The organism is Hymenobacter gelipurpurascens, from assembly GCF_900187375.1.
Classification (GTDB): domain Bacteria; phylum Bacteroidota; class Bacteroidia; order Cytophagales; family Hymenobacteraceae; genus Hymenobacter; species Hymenobacter gelipurpurascens.
The window spans coordinates 948,089-962,917 of record NZ_FYEW01000002.1 but is presented as its reverse complement, the minus strand read 5'-3'; the positions used below and the strand labels follow the sequence as shown (position 1 = coordinate 962,917).

12 protein-coding genes and 1 tRNA gene are annotated in these 14,829 nt (G+C 56.8%); 8 read left to right on the top strand and 5 right to left on the bottom strand.

Annotation, left to right across the window (positions count from 1 at the left end):
- Positions 1-52 precede the first annotated feature (52 nt).
- The 4 genes from CFT68_RS15870 (at position 53) to CFT68_RS15855 (ending at position 3,198) form a co-directional block, all read left to right on the top strand.
- Positions 53-565 carry a hypothetical protein gene (locus CFT68_RS15870; RefSeq protein WP_088844510.1) on the top strand — a complete coding sequence of 171 codons (513 nt, stop codon included), beginning with the start codon at positions 53-55 and terminating at the stop codon, positions 563-565.
- 212 nt (positions 566-777) lie between these two features.
- A complete protein-coding gene (locus tag CFT68_RS15865) occupies positions 778-1,893 on the top strand; it encodes a DUF3616 domain-containing protein (protein ID WP_088844509.1) in 1,116 nt (371 codons plus the stop codon).
- Positions 1,894-1,961: 68 nt separating this feature from the next.
- Positions 1,962-2,477 carry an acyl-CoA thioesterase gene (locus tag CFT68_RS15860; protein ID WP_088844508.1) on the top strand — a complete coding sequence of 172 codons (516 nt, stop codon included), beginning with the start codon at positions 1,962-1,964 and terminating at the stop codon, positions 2,475-2,477.
- Positions 2,478-2,631: 154 nt separating this feature from the next.
- Complete coding sequence (locus CFT68_RS15855) at positions 2,632-3,198, top strand: type 1 glutamine amidotransferase domain-containing protein (protein WP_088844507.1); 567 nt, start codon at positions 2,632-2,634, stop codon at positions 3,196-3,198.
- A 79-nt stretch (positions 3,199-3,277) separates the two neighbouring features.
- Here CFT68_RS15855 and CFT68_RS15850 read toward each other — a convergent pair whose 3' ends face one another.
- Positions 3,278-3,808 (bottom strand): DUF6992 family protein, encoded by a 531-nt coding sequence (locus CFT68_RS15850; RefSeq protein WP_088844506.1) that lies wholly within the window; start codon positions 3,806-3,808, stop codon positions 3,278-3,280.
- 93 nt (positions 3,809-3,901) lie between these two features.
- Positions 3,902-4,606 (bottom strand): porin family protein, encoded by a 705-nt coding sequence (locus tag CFT68_RS15845; protein WP_088844505.1) that lies wholly within the window; start codon positions 4,604-4,606, stop codon positions 3,902-3,904.
- A gap of 203 nt (positions 4,607-4,809) precedes the next feature.
- Between CFT68_RS15845 and CFT68_RS15840 the strand changes: the two genes are divergently transcribed.
- The 4 genes from CFT68_RS15840 (at position 4,810) to CFT68_RS15825 (ending at position 11,351) form a co-directional block, all read left to right on the top strand.
- Positions 4,810-4,884 (top strand) — tRNA-Val (locus tag CFT68_RS15840).
- 700 nt (positions 4,885-5,584) lie between these two features.
- Complete coding sequence (locus CFT68_RS15835) at positions 5,585-8,788, top strand: SusC/RagA family TonB-linked outer membrane protein (RefSeq protein WP_088844504.1); 3,204 nt, start codon at positions 5,585-5,587, stop codon at positions 8,786-8,788.
- A gap of 72 nt (positions 8,789-8,860) precedes the next feature.
- Positions 8,861-10,324: a RagB/SusD family nutrient uptake outer membrane protein gene (locus tag CFT68_RS15830; protein ID WP_245815413.1), complete on the top strand. Its 1,464-nt coding sequence runs from the start codon at positions 8,861-8,863 to the stop codon at positions 10,322-10,324.
- A 118-nt stretch (positions 10,325-10,442) separates the two neighbouring features.
- Positions 10,443-11,351, top strand: a complete 909-nt coding sequence (locus CFT68_RS15825) for a histone deacetylase family protein (protein WP_088844502.1) — start codon at positions 10,443-10,445, stop codon at positions 11,349-11,351.
- 99 nt (positions 11,352-11,450) lie between these two features.
- On the opposite strand, the gene CFT68_RS15820 is transcribed toward CFT68_RS15825, so the two are convergent.
- From CFT68_RS15820 to CFT68_RS15810, 3 genes are all read right to left on the bottom strand, one after another.
- Positions 11,451-12,152 carry a methyltransferase domain-containing protein gene (locus CFT68_RS15820; protein ID WP_245815412.1) on the bottom strand — a complete coding sequence of 234 codons (702 nt, stop codon included), beginning with the start codon at positions 12,150-12,152 and terminating at the stop codon, positions 11,451-11,453.
- Positions 12,153-12,179: 27 nt separating this feature from the next.
- Positions 12,180-13,370, bottom strand: a complete 1,191-nt coding sequence (locus CFT68_RS15815; RefSeq protein ID WP_088844501.1) for a type III polyketide synthase — start codon at positions 13,368-13,370, stop codon at positions 12,180-12,182.
- A gap of 175 nt (positions 13,371-13,545) precedes the next feature.
- Positions 13,546-14,661, bottom strand: coding sequence for an NAD(P)/FAD-dependent oxidoreductase (locus CFT68_RS15810; protein ID WP_088844500.1), 1,116 nt, complete (start codon positions 14,659-14,661; stop codon positions 13,546-13,548).
- Positions 14,662-14,829: the final 168 nt, after the last annotated feature.

Sequence of the window (14,829 nt, the reverse complement as noted above, 5' to 3'; positions counted from 1 at the left end):
GGGGCCCACTGCCGGGCGCAGGGGAATGTCTCACTTTTGTGTGCTGAATAGTATGAAAAAGCTACTGCTTCTGGCCGGCCTGCTTCTGGCGGGCACCGTTGCCCAGGCCCAATCTTCCGCGGAAGTACAGGCCCTGACCCGCCGCCTCAACGAACTGGCCCGCGACCCCGACGAACCCGCCACTGAAATCAGGGCCACGCTCAGCAATTGCCACTTCACTGAGGTCATCCGGAAATACCGCACAGCCGGCAGTGGTGAGTCGGGCAACTTCCAGGTCAGCCACCAGAAAAACGGGGCCGATTGGGCCGTGAAGTCCGATGACAAAGTGGAGTTTGAGCTGCGCCTGGGCGTAGAATGGAGCCAAGTAACCAGCCTGACCTACGTGCCAGCCCACAACGACAAGAAAGACCGCCACTACTACGAGATAAAAATCAAGCGCCAGCCCCCAGGCAAATCCGACTCTACCACCCTGGAAATGCCCGTGTACACCACCGATGAAGCCGTAGTGCGCGACCTGGTGCAGCGCCTGGAAAAGGTGCGCCGCAGCTGTGGCGCGAAGGGGTAGGGCACTGAGTTAGAGGACAGCCAGGGTTTCTTTTGAAAATAGCGTATCAAGCAGCACCGAGGCCCCATTCCAACCTTTCCACCAAAGGGATTAGGGTAGGGGCTCGACGCTGCTTGATACACTTATTATAGTGCCCGGAAGAGCACAGAGCAGTGGCCTACAACCCCACGGAGGCGGGGCCGTTTGTAGGTTACTGCCTCACGTCCCCTCATATGCCCTCCCCTCCCTACACTTTGCGCTTCGATCCGAAGCTGAGCATCAACCCCAACGGCGACGACGTTCGCGACGGCCTTTCGGCGGCCGTTATAACCGGCAATAACCTCTGGGTATGTTGCGATGAGCGCACTACAATTGAACGGTTGCGGCGTACCGGACCGCGTAGCTTTGGCAAGCATTGCAGCTATAAGCTGGCCGACTTGGTAGACCTACCCGAAAAAGCCACCGAAGAAGTGGATCTGGAGGGTATGGGCGAAGCCGAAAACTACCTTTGGGTGATGGGCTCGCACAGCATCAAGCGTAAGAATGCCAAGCCCGAAGACCCCAATATTGCCAAGCAAATTGGGCGGCTCGCCAAGATTCAGGTGGCGCCCAACCGCTGCCTGCTGGCGCGCATTCCGCTGGTGCAAAATGCCAAGACCGGCGACTTCGAACTGCTGAAATCTGCCCCGCACCCCACCGCGCCCGACCAGAAGCTGCGTGCGGCCCAGCTCCGCGGCGACACGAAAGGCACCAACGAGCTACTGCAGGTGCTGGCGAAAGATAAGCACATCGGCCCCATGCTGAAGGTGCCCGCCAAAGACAATGGTTTCGATGTTGAAGGGCTAGCGGCTTCGCCCGATGGCCGGCTGTTTCTGGGGTTGCGTGGGCCAGTGCTGCATGGCTGGGCTATAGTGCTCGAAATCAGGCCCGAAGACCATAAGAAGGGCCAGCTTCGGCTGGGCCAGGTAGAAGGCGGGGAGCACAAGCTGTACAAGAAGCACTTCCTGGATTTGCGCGGAATGGGGATCCGCGAAATCCGCCAGCAAGGCACTGACCTGCTGATTCTGGCCGGTCCCACCATGGACCTCGATGGCACCATTGCCGTGTACCGCTGGCGCAATGCTCTGTTTCAGGCCCACGACAGCCTCACGCCCGCCGATCAGCTGGAGCGCCTCTTTGATGTACCTCATCTGCCACACCTCGACCGCGCCGAGGGTATGGCGCTGCTGAGTGAGCAGGAAATGCTGGTGGTGTTCGATAAGCCCGCGCCCAAGCGCAAGCCCCGGCCGCACGTCACGCTGGCCAATATATTCCCTTTGTCTTCCGCGCCCTCAGCAACAGAAGGGTAGAGCAGAGTGGCCTAGGCCACTCTGCTGCCAATTCCAGACCTTTGCTCTTTCTACCAACTGCTCTCCGTATGGCTGCCAAATCTTTGGTGCGCACACCCGAAACCACTCACCGCATCCGCTTTCAGGATTGCGATATGCTAGGCCACCTCAACAACGCCCGCTACCTCGACTATTTTCTGAATGCCCGCGAGGAGCACACCATTCAGCATTACGCCCTCAACCTGGGCCAGATATCCCGCGACCTGGGCGCCGCCTGGGTTATCACCAAGCACCACCTGGCCTACCTGCGCCCCGCCCAGCACGCCGAAATAGTGCGTATCCGGACCCAGCTCATCCATTTCGATAACTCCAACTTGGTGGTAGAAATGCAGATGCTCAGCGAGGACGGCCTGCGCCTGAAGGCCGTGCTGTGGTCGGAGATGGCGTTTGTGAAAGTGCCCGGCGGCACCCGCACCGAGCACAATGATGACCTGATGGATATGCTGGACGAGCTAGATGTGGAGGACATCAGCTACGACCCCGACGGTTTCGATGACCGCGTGAAGCGCCTGCGCAAACAGCTTAAGCACGAGCGCAACGAGTAACCCGGTAGTGGCCTAGGCCACAATTTTATAGGTCAATAAGCTCAACAAGAGAGCCCGTTTTCACAACCACTGTTGGGGGCTTTCGTTAGATAAAAGCCAGTGCTGCCCTGTGTAGCGCTGGCTTTTTTATTCTCGAACATAAACACAAACGGATATGAGCCTCTTTGGAAGCGACGCCTTGAAAGGCAGGAAAATAGCCATTATTGCTACCGACGGTTTTGAGCAGTCGGAACTGGAAAAGCCCAAGAAATACCTGGAAGGTGAAGGCGCCGAAACCCACGTCATTTCCCTGAAAAGCGGCTCTATTAAGGGCTGGGACGAGAAAGATTGGGGCGACAAAGTATCAGTAGATAAAGTAATCGGCGATGTGAGAGTGGCCGACTACGATGCCCTGGTGCTGCCCGGCGGCCAGATGAACCCCGACGTGTTGCGTACCGAAGCGGCCGTCATCAGCTTCATCGGTGAGTTTGTGCGCTCCGGCAAGCCCGTAGCCGCCATTTGCCACGGCCCCTGGACGCTGATTGAGGCCGATGTAGTGCGCGGTAAAAAGCTCACCAGCTGGCCCAGCCTCAAAACCGATATTAAGAACGCCGGAGCTACCTGGGTGGACGAAACGGTGGTGGTAGATGGTAACCTCATCACGAGCCGCAACCCCCAGGATATTCCCAACTTCAATGAGAAGATCAAGGAAGCCCTGGTAAAGGAAAAAGCCCACGCCTAGGCCACCCACTGAGTTGGCTTAGCCTAGAAAAAAACGCCCCACTGGCCTAGCGGCTAGTGGGGCGTTTTTGCGCAGTGGCCTACGGGAGTTCCGCCAGTAGTTGTCCGGCAAATGGGTGATACACCAGATAAAAGCCCACATCAAACAGAAACAGGAATCCGCCTTGCAGCCACAGAGAGCGGCCAAAACCTGCCAGACGCTCTGGCCGCTCATCCGCTGAGTCGGCGCGGGCCCGCAGCCAGCTGCCGATGCACACGTAGGCCACATCGAGGCCCGCATTAAAGAGCAGAATCTTCTCGAAGTCGAACTGCGCTGCCAGGCTTTCCGGCAGCGTCATGGAGGCCACTTGCGCGGGGTGGGCGCGCAGAATGCCCCACACGGCCAGCAGCACGTTCACCATGTTCCAGCCGATATTCATCAGGTGGAAGTAGTAGTCTTCGGAGCGAGGAGCTGCTCGCTTGGCTAGGTAGCCACTCACCACCAGGTTCAGCAAGCCCCAGGTGCCCAGCACAGCCATACCTCGCTCGGCCAGCAGTTCGCGGGCGTGGTTAATAAGCTGCAGCGCAGCAGAGGTGGGTTCAGAGAGAAACAACAGGAAAGGAGCCACCATGGAATGCCGCAAATTGAGTAAGCCAGACAACGCAAAAGAGGAAGCCCAGCGGGCTTCCTCTTGTTACTATGTACGAAACGGAAACAGTTGTACTTAGTTGGAAATGCCCAGGCCTAGGTATACCTGGAACATGCCGTTTTTGATAGCGCTAACCGTTTTGGTACCCGTCTTGGACAAGTCCTGATCCTGAATGATATCGGCGAAACCAGCGGTGTAGCGGCCACCTACGCGGGCGGGGCCTACGCGTGCTTCCAGGCCGGCAGCCAGACCGTAGTCGAGGCTGTTGTAGCTGTAGCCGTACACATTGTTGTCGTCGGCGATTTTACGTTCCCGGTCGCCTTCCTTTACTTTGGTCAGCAACGATACCTGCGGGCCTACGTGCACACTCACGTTATCGAGGAAGTTGTACACCAGCAACACTGGCACCTGCAGGTAGTCGAGGCGGGTGGTATAGGAGCCCGTCTGGGCGGTATTGGCGGGGTTGCTGCCCTTGAAGCCCTGGCGGCTGTACAGTATTTCGGGCTGGATAGAGAACTTATCGTTGAAACCAAACTGAGAGTACACGCCAGCATGGAAGGTGTTGTAGATACCCTCGTTGCCGAAGTTCTTCTTGTCGTCGCCGCGGAAGTTGGAGGCGGTAAAACCACCCTTCACCCCAAAGCCGTTGTTGCGCGAGTCGCTGGTGCCCGGCGAGTAATCCGTAGAAGAGGCAATGCCACCAGCGCGGGGGCCTTCGGTTTGAGCTACGGCGGCGGTGCTAAGAGCGCAGAGTGAGAGGAGGAGTGCTGCTTTTTTCATAGTGAGGGGCGGTGAAGCAAATAGAGAATAACCGGTTCTGGCACTGTACCAGGGGAGGCATCGGTAAAGCGCTATACTAACTCCCCGACAGAAGGTTACAGGGTGTAGCCCAGCAAAGCATAAATTTTACACCAGGAAATACTAGAAGAATATGCCCCATAATTTTACCTTTGGCTCTTTACGGCCGCCAGCCTGGTTTTGTAGGGGCGTTAGCTCAGTTGGTTCAGAGCATTACCTCGACAAGGTAGGGGTCACTGGTTCGAGCCCAGTACGCCCCACTTCAAAACCACCTGCTCAAGTACCCATCCGGAAAGAGAGATTCCGGTCTCGGGCACCCCTTGATGCAGACCCGAATCTCAGTAAAGCCCGACTTTCCAGTCGGGCTTTTTGCTGTTTAGGGCCCCAGCAGGTGGCCTAGACCTGTGGGGGAATTGCCAGGCTCCTGCGTTTCCTGCCGCTACCGCCCCAATTAAATTCTTGCCAGCCTGGCAAGAGGAAAAAGAGGATTGAGCCGCAGGATGTAATTGTACTATTTTAAGTAAGGGCGTGCTGCCTGGTTTGTGCCGCTAGGCACCGTTACTGTTCGGCTCCGAAATAGTTACAGACAAATTTTATAATGCTAAAACTAAACCCTCTACCTAAGCAGGCGGCTTTTCGGGGGTCCAAAGCATAAAATGCGCGTATAGGATAATATAAGTGATTACGCACTTACACTTTGCGAAAGTCTGTGGGCTGACTAATAAGAAGATAGGTGCTAGGAATATGGATGTGTTTATTAAAAAAGTTATATAAAATTATGATAGAAAGTGGTGTGATATATTCAAGAAGCTACCATTGGTTTAGATTATATATCTGTTGAATATACATCAATGAAATAAGGCATTAATTGAAATTTAATCTGATAAGTTTTGCTAATGTTATGAATGTGTTAGTTATTGGGTGCAAACACTGCAAATTCTCAATCTTAACACAGGACACATGAGGAAAACATTACTGTTGTTCCCTTTTACGGTTCTCGCAATGGCTGGCCAAGATGTGCAGGCCCAAACGCGGACTGTCTCCGGGCAAGTAGTTGCGGCCGATGGCGCAGCACTGCCAGGTGTTACAGTTATTGTAAAAGGAGGCTCACAGGGCACTTCTACCGATACGGATGGGAAGTACTCCCTCTCAGTGCCAGCCGACGCAAAAACACTGGTGTACTCGTTCATTGGCTATACCTCTAAGGAGGTAGCTATTGGTACACAGTCGTCCATTAATGTGTCCTTGGCTTCAAATGCTACTGGCCTAGATGAGGTAGTAGTAGTAGGCTACGGTACCCAAACCAAGCGTGAGCTAACGGGCTCCATTGCTACCGTTAGCGGGAAAGAAATTGCTACGGCTCCGGTACAAAGCTTCGACCAAGCCTTGCAGGGTCGTGCTTCCGGGGTGAACATCACGACCCCCAACGGTGTGCTCAACAACCCGCCCGTAATTCGGGTACGGGGTGTAAACTCTATTTCGCTTAGCTCGGAGCCGCTTATCGTAATTGATGGTATCCCGGCCTTCAGCGGCAACAGCTCCGCCGTAGGTAGTGTGGCCAACAACCCGCTCGGCAACCTGAACCCCGCCGATATTGAGAGCATGGAGGTGCTGAAAGATGCCTCCGCTACGGCTATCTATGGCTCTAGGGCGGCAGGTGGCGTTATTCTGGTGACCACCAAAAAAGGAAAGCGCGGCCAGAGCCGTATCTCCCTTGATTCGTGGGCCGGGGTATCGAAGCCAGTACGTCTCTACGATGTGCTGAATGCCCAGCAGTACATGGATATTAAGAACGAGGCCGTTCGGAACCTGAACGCGAACCGGGCTGCTATTGGGGCTGCTGCTACCAACGTCGAGGGCTTCCGGCCTACGCTTGATGGCAACGGCAATACTGTGGACACCAAGTGGTATGACTACATCTACCGCACGGGCTTTGCTACTTCCAACACCATCAACTTCTCGGGAGGTACCGAAAAAACGACGTACTACACGTCGGTAGGCTACTCCGACCAGAAGGGTATGTTGGAGAAGAACGAGTTTAAGCGCATGTCGGCTCGTCTGAACCTGGATCATAAGGTCTACAAGACTTTCTCGATTGGTGCTCGTATCGGCTATTCCAATACCAAAAACTCTTCGCCCAACTCCGGTTCCGTAGCCGATGGTGCGTTCGGTACGGCAGGCCTAGGCCGCTTGCCGCTGGTGTTGCCGCCTAACCTGCCTGCCTTCAACCCCGATGGCAGCTATAACACCTACCAGGCTGGCATTGGCCCAGGCGCTAACCTGAACCCCGGCGGCCCGACTGGCGCCGCTCTGTACCCTGGTTACTATAACCCGGTAGTAGATCTGGAAAACAACTATTTCCGCTCCGATGGAAACCAGATCGAGGGTAGCGTATATGCCAACTGGGAAGTAGTTCCGGGCCTGAACGCCCGTACTACCTACGGTATCAACAACATCAACTTCGAAGACCGCGCATTCTACACGGCCATTGCCGGCGACGGTTACTCATTGGGTGGGCAGGCACTTAACTATTCCCGCACCAACCGGCGCTGGAACTGGCAAAACACACTGCAATACGACAAAACCGTTGGCGACAATCACAACTTCTCCCTCTTGGTAGGTAGTGAGCAGCAGCACACCGAGATTCTGCGGTGGGGCGCCAACCGTACGGGCGTAGCCGATAACTTCTTCAACACCTTCGAAGGCAACTTTACCAACGTCGCGGTAGCGGGTAACTTCCAGGGCGAGAACTATCTGCTCTCGTATTTCAGCCGCCTGAACTACGACTTCGGCAAGAAGTATCTGGCCTCCATCAACTTCCGCCGCGATGGTTATTCGGCCTGGGCGGATAAGTGGGGTAACTTCTATGGCGCCTCGGTAGGCTACATTGTTTCAGAAGAAGGTTTCTGGAAAAATGCTTCGTTCCTGAGCTCTGTTAACTTCCTGAAATTCACGGGTAGCTATGGTGAGGTAGGTAACAGCCAGGGTATCGGCGATTATGCTTCGCTACAGACCTACGGATCTGGCCTGTACGGCCCCTCAGCTAGTATCTTCTACAACCTGGCCGGCAACCCTGCCCTCACCTGGGAAACCAGCAAGAAGACCGATGTCGGCATGACCTTCGGGCTGCTGGAAGACCGGATTCAGGGCGATGTGACGTACTACCGCAACCTGGTGGACGGTCTGATTCTGCCCGTGCCTCAGGCCCCATCGAAAGGCGTGCCCAACAACAGCATCGACTCCAACGTGGGCTCTATGCGCAACACGGGTATTGAGGTGAACCTGAAGTTCAACGCCATCCAGAAGAAGGATTTCAGCTGGACGATGAGCGGCAACTTCACTACCCAGAAAAACCGGGTGTTGGAGCTAGCCACTGAAGGCCAGCGCATTGGTACGGCCACCTCGGGTCTGGAAACGGTGAACTACACACTCGTAGGCCACTCCGTAGGCGAAATTCTGGCGGTGAAGTCGTTGGGTGTGAACCCAGCAAACGGCCAGCGCATGATTCAGAAGGCTGATGGTACCGTAGTGCAGTACAACCACTTGGGGACTACCGGTCCTGGCTCTACAGGCTGGACTACGCTGGATGGTAAAAATACCAGTGCTCCTACTCAGCTTACTGATGGGCAGTATTATGGACCTGTATTGCCGAAGTGGTTCGGTGGTTTTGACAACAACTTCCGTTTGAAGAACTTCGACCTAGGCGTGTTCATCCAGTATTCGGGTGGCAACTATATCTACAACGGCACCAAGTCTGGCCTACACGACCAGCGCTTCTGGAACAACGATGTAGACATTCTGGAGCGCTGGACGGAAGCAAATACCGATGCTAAATGGCCACGGGTGGTGTACGGCGACAACGTATCGAACGGATCGGCGCTGGTGATGTCCTCGAACGTGGAGAAAGGCGACTTCGCCCGTCTGCGCAACGTGACCCTGGGCTACACCTTCAACCCTGAGCTGGTTGGCCGCCTGAAAATGGCTAGCGCCCGTTTCTACGTGCAAGTGCAAAACGCCGCTCTGCTGACGAAATACTCCGGCATTGACCCCGAGATTTCCAGCAACACCGCGGTAGGCCAGACCGGTAACACGGGTGCAGGCGTCGACCGCAACTCAGTAGGCCAGGCGCGCACGTTTACGGCCGGCTTCAACGTTGGTTTCTAGGTTTCAAAAAACAGCATTCTGATGCATACATCTATAAAAAGAAACGTTACGGTAGCCGTTATTTCCTCGCTTATGGCGTTTGGAAGTTCCTCCTGCCAGAAAGATTTGCTTGATCCGGTTCCTAAAACTCTGTTTTCGGACCAGGTAGTATTTGATACACCAGCCCGCATTGAGCTGCAGATGGATGGTCTGTATAGCTACGTAAAAACGGGTAGCTTTTTGGGTGGGCGTTACCAGGTATATGGCGACGTGCGCGCCAATGACTTTGTGAACCGTACCTCCAACGCCGTAACGGCGCTGAGCGTTTGGAACCACACCGTTACAGAAACGTCGCAGAACGATGTTATCAACCTCTGGACTTCGGCCTACGCTGCTATTAACCAGGCCAATGTGTTCCTGGCAGGCTTAGATGCCAACTCGGCGAAGTTTGTGGCCCCCGTGTTCGCCGCTGACTTTGCTGCGAAGAAGGTGCCTAACTATCAGGGCGAGGCCAGGTTCCTGCGCGCACTTTGCTACTACTCATTGTTGCAGCTATATGCGCGGCCTTATGCGGATGGCAACGGTAGCAAGCCCGGCTTGCCCTTGCGCCTGCTAGCCGAAACCAACGCCCTGAACAATGATCTGGCTCGCAGCTCAGTAGCCGAAGTGTACGCGCAGATTCTATCTGACCTGGACTTTGCTGAGCAGAACTTGCCCCTTTCGTACACGGCGGCTGTGCAAAGCGTACCAGCTACTACCCTGAACGTGACTCGGGCGCACCGCAACACGGCTATTGCCCTGAAAACGCGGGTGTATCTCTCGATGGCGAAGTATGCGGATGTGATTCGGGAAGCCGATAAGATTGTACCAGCAGCAGCTCCTTTCACAGCGGCTACCGGGGTTCCGAATTCGTTGAACGCCTCCATCGCAGCCGTATTCGCGCCACCACAGGAAACGACAGAAAGCATCCTGAGCTTCCCCTTCACAGCGCAGAACACGCCTGGTACCCAGAACCAACTGGCCTACTACTTCTCGCCCGGCCCCATCGGCAACGGCGAGTACGGCCTGAACACAGGTGCCGGCGGAATCCTGTCGAACCCGGCCTGGGCCGCTACGGATGCTCGCCGCACTAACTTCGTAACGGTTGTGAACTCAGAGTCATTCCTGAAGAAGTATGCCACTGGCTCGCCTTACACGGACAAAGCGCCCGTAATTCGGTACGCTGAAGTGCTGCTGAGCCTGGCAGAAGCCCGCTTCCGTACGGCTGGCCCTACCGATGCAAGGGCTTTGGCTTTGCTGAACGCGGTGCGTACCCGCTCGAACCCGGCAGGTGCTTACGCCGCCTTTGCCTCAACAACTGAGGCAGTTGATGCCGTACTACTGGAGCGTCGGATTGAGTTCCTCGGCGAAGGTATCCGCAACATCGATATCATGCGCCTGAATGCCACAATTCCCGGCAAAGGCACCGTGAGTGCCGTAGCGCCTGATAACCCGTTGTACGTGTGGCCCATTCCGGCAACGGAACTAGCTACCAACCGGGCCATGACGCGCAACTAACCAGGCGTAGCGCAATTAATACATGCCGATCAGGCTCCTTCATAACTTGAAGGAGCCTGATTTTTTATGGCATACGTGGCCTAGAAACATTGCCTGATGCCTCCGGTTCTCGAAGCCTATGCTTTCAATTGCCTGGGCTCCGCTCTATGCCCACCCGCTGCCCGCCAACCACCGCTTCCCGATGCTCAAGTATGAGCTACTGCCCGAGCAATTGGTGCGCGAGGGCACCGTGCCGGAAAGCGCCTTCTTCCGGGCAGTGCCGCCCGACGACGCCACGGTTCTGCTAACCCACGATGCGGATTACTACCAACGACTGCGCCATGGTAGCCTTACGCGCCAGGAAGAACGCGCCACCGGCTTTCCGTGGAGTACGCAGCTTTTTGAGCGCGAGGTAACCATATTGGGCGGCACGCTGGAGTGCACGCGCCGGGCCTTGCTGCACGGCGTAGCCCTAAACATTGCGGGTGGCACCCACCACGCCTTCCGCGACCGGGGCGAAGGATTCTGCCTGCTCAACGACCAGGCCGCTGCTGCCAACTACCTGCTAGGCCACCCCGAGTTGGGCGTGAGCCGGATACTGATTATTGATCTGGATGTACACCAGGGCAACGGCACGGCGGCCATCTTCGAGCACGAGCCGCGCGTATTTACCTTCAGCATGCACGGCGCCCGCAACTACCCGCACCGTAAGGAGCGCTCCGACCTCGACCTGCCGCTGCCCGACCACACCGATGACGCCACGTACCTGGCGTTGCTACGCGAAACGCTGCCGCGCCTGCTCGATGAGCATCAGCCTGACTTTGTGTTTTACCTGAGCGGGGTAGATGTGCTGGCCACCGACAAGCTAGGCCACCTGTCCCTCACGCGAGAGGGCTGCCGCCAGCGCGACCAGTACGTGCTCGAAAGCTGCCATCAGCACCGGCTTCCGGTAGTGGTGTGCATGGGCGGCGGCTACTCCGTGCGCATTGCCGATATCGTGGAGGCCCACGCCAACACGTTCCGCGTAGCCGCCGACTTGTGGAGCTAAGGTGAAATAGTGAAACGGTGAGTTTGACGTTCTGCCTGCGCAGTTAGTGCCATGTGGGCCACTAAAACGTCAAACTCACCGTTTCACTATTTCACCACTTCACCTGATAATCACCTGCCAGCGGAAGGCCCAGCGCCAGCGTAAGGCGTAGCGCGCAATGCCGGAAGCGCGCAGCAGTTGTTGCCAGTCGTGGCGCGTGAAGGCGCGGGCCACCGAAAGCGGCGCGTCGTGCTGTACCAAGTAGGAGCCGCGGAAGAGGCGCGTAAGCCACCGGATGCTGTAGTAGGCCAGGGGGTGGCGGTGCAGGTCGTTGATGACGACGGCCAGTTGGGCCTGTTGTTGCCACAGTGGCAGCATGCCAGTCAGCTGTTCCGACGTGAAGTGGTGGCAAAACAGGCTGGCCGTCAGAATGTCGTAGGGTTGTTGCTGGAACTCCTGCGAGAAAATATCGGCTTGCTGGTAGCTGATTTCCGGATATGCCTGACTTTTGCTGGCGGCATACTCCAGCATGAAGGGGTTGGCGTCGATGCCCGTCAGTTCTATGGCTAGGCCACGTTTGCGGGCCCAGCGGGCAATCTGGCGCAGGGTGTCGCCGCCGCCGCTGCCCAAATCGGCGAGGCGCAGGGGCCGGCCCGCCGGGAACTGCGGGCGCAGACGCTGCAGCGCATCCAGCACGGGCGCGTACCCTCCCAGCCAAGTATTGATGGTTTCCAGCTCGTCCAGGTTACGGCGCAGCTCGTCGGAGGCAAGGGACAAGTCGTCCATCAACTCTTCCGCCGTAGCACGATGACGAAAATTCATGCGAAAAAAGCCAGCGGAGAAATTAGGTTACGAAACGGGCTGCGCGGTAAGGCGGGCGGTAGGCTCTGCCAACAGGGCCGTGCGGTGGCCATCAGCAGTCCGGACTTCCGGCAAAACTACTTTCAGCAGCATGGCCTCCAGCGTGAGGCCTGGCCCAAAGGCAAAGCTCAGGACTGGGGCACCGGCATCGGCAGGAGTGAGGCTGTGCAGTAGCTTCTGCAGCACAAACAGCACCGTGGCCGACGACATATTGCCGTAGTCGCGCAGTACCTCGTAGGCAAAGCGGTTGTCGTGCGTGGATAGGCCTAGCTCCTGCTCAATGGTTTCCAGGATCTTGCGTCCACCCGGATGAATGGCAAAGGCGTGAATATCAGAAAGCTGCACGGGTAGGTTCTCCAACAGCTGGTCAGTAAGTTTCCGGATGCCGCGCTGGATGAGGTGGGGCACGTAAGAAGATAGCGTCATCTCAAACCCGAAGTTGTTGATGTGCCAAGCCATATCCTGCTGGCCATCGGGCTCTAGGCCACAATGGAACGCTTCTAGCGCCAGGCTGGGCCCTTTGACTGCCGGCTTGCCCAGCACCAAGGCAGCGGCAGCGCCATCCCCGAACAGCGCATTCGAAACCAGGTGGTCGTCTTCCTGGCTTTTCTGGAAGTGCAGGGTGCAGAGCTCCGTGCACACAATGAGCACCTGCGCCGACGCATCAGCGCGACAAAAGGCATCGGCCAGCTTAAGCGCATTCACGGCCGCGTAGCAGCCCATAAAGTTTACGCAGGTGCGCTGCACATTGGGGTTCAGCCCGAGCGCCGCCACCAACTCAATGTCCAGCCCCGGTGCATACATGCCGGTGCAGCTTACCGTAACCAGGTGCGTAATACCTCCCACTTTCACCTCTGGCTGCTGGCGCAGGCACTCGCGCACGGCCTGCACCGAAAGCGGCAGCGCATGCAGCCGGTACTGGGCCATGCGGTGACCTACGGAGGGAAAGGGCTCCAGATCAGGCGTGTTCGGGAAGAACTCATACGCACCATTTTCCCGCCCATAATCCGGCAATACGGTGTAGCGCTGCGCAATTCCCGACACCCGATACAGCGCACGGAGCTTGCGCGTGCCAGCTTCGTTAAGTTGCAGCGCGCCTGCCATAAAGTTGGCAATATCGGTTTGCGGAATACGGTGGGGCGGGTTGGCAGTGCCGATGGCACAGAGGTAGCTGGTCATTGGATGTAGTTTACGCAAATTCTGCCCACGGCGCTGTCTCTATTGGCAAACCCCCAAATCATGTAAGAGGTGACATGGCGAAATAGTGAAATAGTGAAATGGTGAATTTGACGTGCTGGCGGCCTAAACCGCGCCACTTTTGCAAGCAGAACGTCAAACTCACCATTTCACCGTTTCACCAGGCTTGGCCATGAGTGCGCTGCATGAGGGCGCGCACAACACCAGGCCAGAACCGCAAGGTACCTACCGCAACCTCGCTCAGGAGGGGTTGCCCAAACAGGCGCTGTACCGCCCGCCCTACCCGGAGGCGCTGTCCGAAGTGGCGCTGCCAGTCTTGCTGGTAGGCCACTTCCAGCGCCGGCCGGTTCAGGCGGCCCTGCAAAAAGGAGTGCGTGTGCTCAGCTGCCACACTTGCTCCGTGAATAGCCATAGCCATACCATTGCCGCACAACGGCGTAATGAGGCCCGCCGCGTCGCCACACATCAGCACATGGTCTTCCACGGCCTTTTTGGGGGCAAATGATATTTCGTTGATGACTTCGGGCTGCGGATACAGGAATTCGGCTTCCTGCAGAATGCGGCGCAACTGGGGGTTGCGGGCCAGCACTGCGGTTTCCAGGGCCGGAATAGTGCCATGCACTTTCAGATTCTGGCGTGTGGTGAGGTAGCAAAAGCAGTATTTGTCGTCCTCAATTGCCGAAATGCCCGCGTAGCCGTCCGCGAAGTTGTGCAGGGCAATCAGGTTGCGGGGCTGGTCGTAGCGCAGGTGGTATTTCACGCCCAGGTAGGGGGAGCGTTGCTGAAAGAAGGCGCGTTGCAGCTGTCTGTCGAGGGTGCTGCGCTTGCCGTAGGCCCCTAGCACCACGCGTGCCGTCAGCTGCTGGCCGCCCTGCAGCTCCACCACATGCTGGTCCGTAGCCGCCTCAAAGCGCACCGCCGTAGCGGTAGTACCCTGCAGCACCGTAACACCGCGGGCCTGGGCCAGTTGATACAGATGCTCATCGAGCACGTAGCGGCTGATGCCAAAGCCTCCCAGGTCAAGAGGTAAGGAAAGCGTGCGGCCTGCCGGTGCGCTCAGCTGAAACTCGGTGATGCTGGCCGGAGCCAGAACCTGCGGGTCGGCGCCCAGCCGACGCAGGTAGGGTAGCACCTCATTGGAGATGTACTCGCCGCATACCCGATGAAATGGGTAATGGCGGCGTTCCAGAACCGTAACGCCATGGCCGCGCTGCCGCAGGTCGAGGGCAGCGCAGAGGCCTCCCAGGCCTCCGCCTATAATGACAACGTCCAACTTAATTTGGTGGGTAAAGTCGTGAGAGAGAAGATAAAAGCTGTTCTTTTATCGAAGATGCGTTATATTTCAATTCAGCAGCCAAAATAGGTTGTTACCTTTGTCAACCTAATTCCGTACCCGTCGTTATTGAGTATTCTGCTCTGTACGTATCCCACTCCTTTACGA

Excerpts from the sequence above, each read along its gene's own strand:
- CFT68_RS15870 (WP_088844510.1), top strand. The coding sequence starts at position 53 with ATGAAAAAGCTACTGCTTCTGGCCGGCCTGCTTCTGGCGGGCACCGTT.
- CFT68_RS15865 (WP_088844509.1), top strand. The coding sequence starts at position 778 with ATGCCCTCCCCTCCCTACACTTTGCGCTTCGATCCGAAGCTGAGCATC.
- CFT68_RS15860 (WP_088844508.1), top strand. The coding sequence starts at position 1,962 with ATGGCTGCCAAATCTTTGGTGCGCACACCCGAAACCACTCACCGCATC.
- CFT68_RS15855 (WP_088844507.1), top strand. The coding sequence starts at position 2,632 with ATGAGCCTCTTTGGAAGCGACGCCTTGAAAGGCAGGAAAATAGCCATT.
- CFT68_RS15850 (WP_088844506.1), bottom strand. The coding sequence starts at position 3,808 with ATGGTGGCTCCTTTCCTGTTGTTTCTCTCTGAACCCACCTCTGCTGCG.
- CFT68_RS15845 (WP_088844505.1), bottom strand. The coding sequence starts at position 4,606 with ATGAAAAAAGCAGCACTCCTCCTCTCACTCTGCGCTCTTAGCACCGCC.
- CFT68_RS15835 (WP_088844504.1), top strand. The coding sequence starts at position 5,585 with ATGAGGAAAACATTACTGTTGTTCCCTTTTACGGTTCTCGCAATGGCT.
- CFT68_RS15830 (WP_245815413.1), top strand. The coding sequence starts at position 8,861 with ATGGCGTTTGGAAGTTCCTCCTGCCAGAAAGATTTGCTTGATCCGGTT.
- CFT68_RS15825 (WP_088844502.1), top strand. The coding sequence starts at position 10,443 with ATGCTTTCAATTGCCTGGGCTCCGCTCTATGCCCACCCGCTGCCCGCC.
- CFT68_RS15820 (WP_245815412.1), bottom strand. The coding sequence starts at position 12,152 with ATGAATTTTCGTCATCGTGCTACGGCGGAAGAGTTGATGGACGACTTG.
- CFT68_RS15815 (WP_088844501.1), bottom strand. The coding sequence starts at position 13,370 with ATGACCAGCTACCTCTGTGCCATCGGCACTGCCAACCCGCCCCACCGT.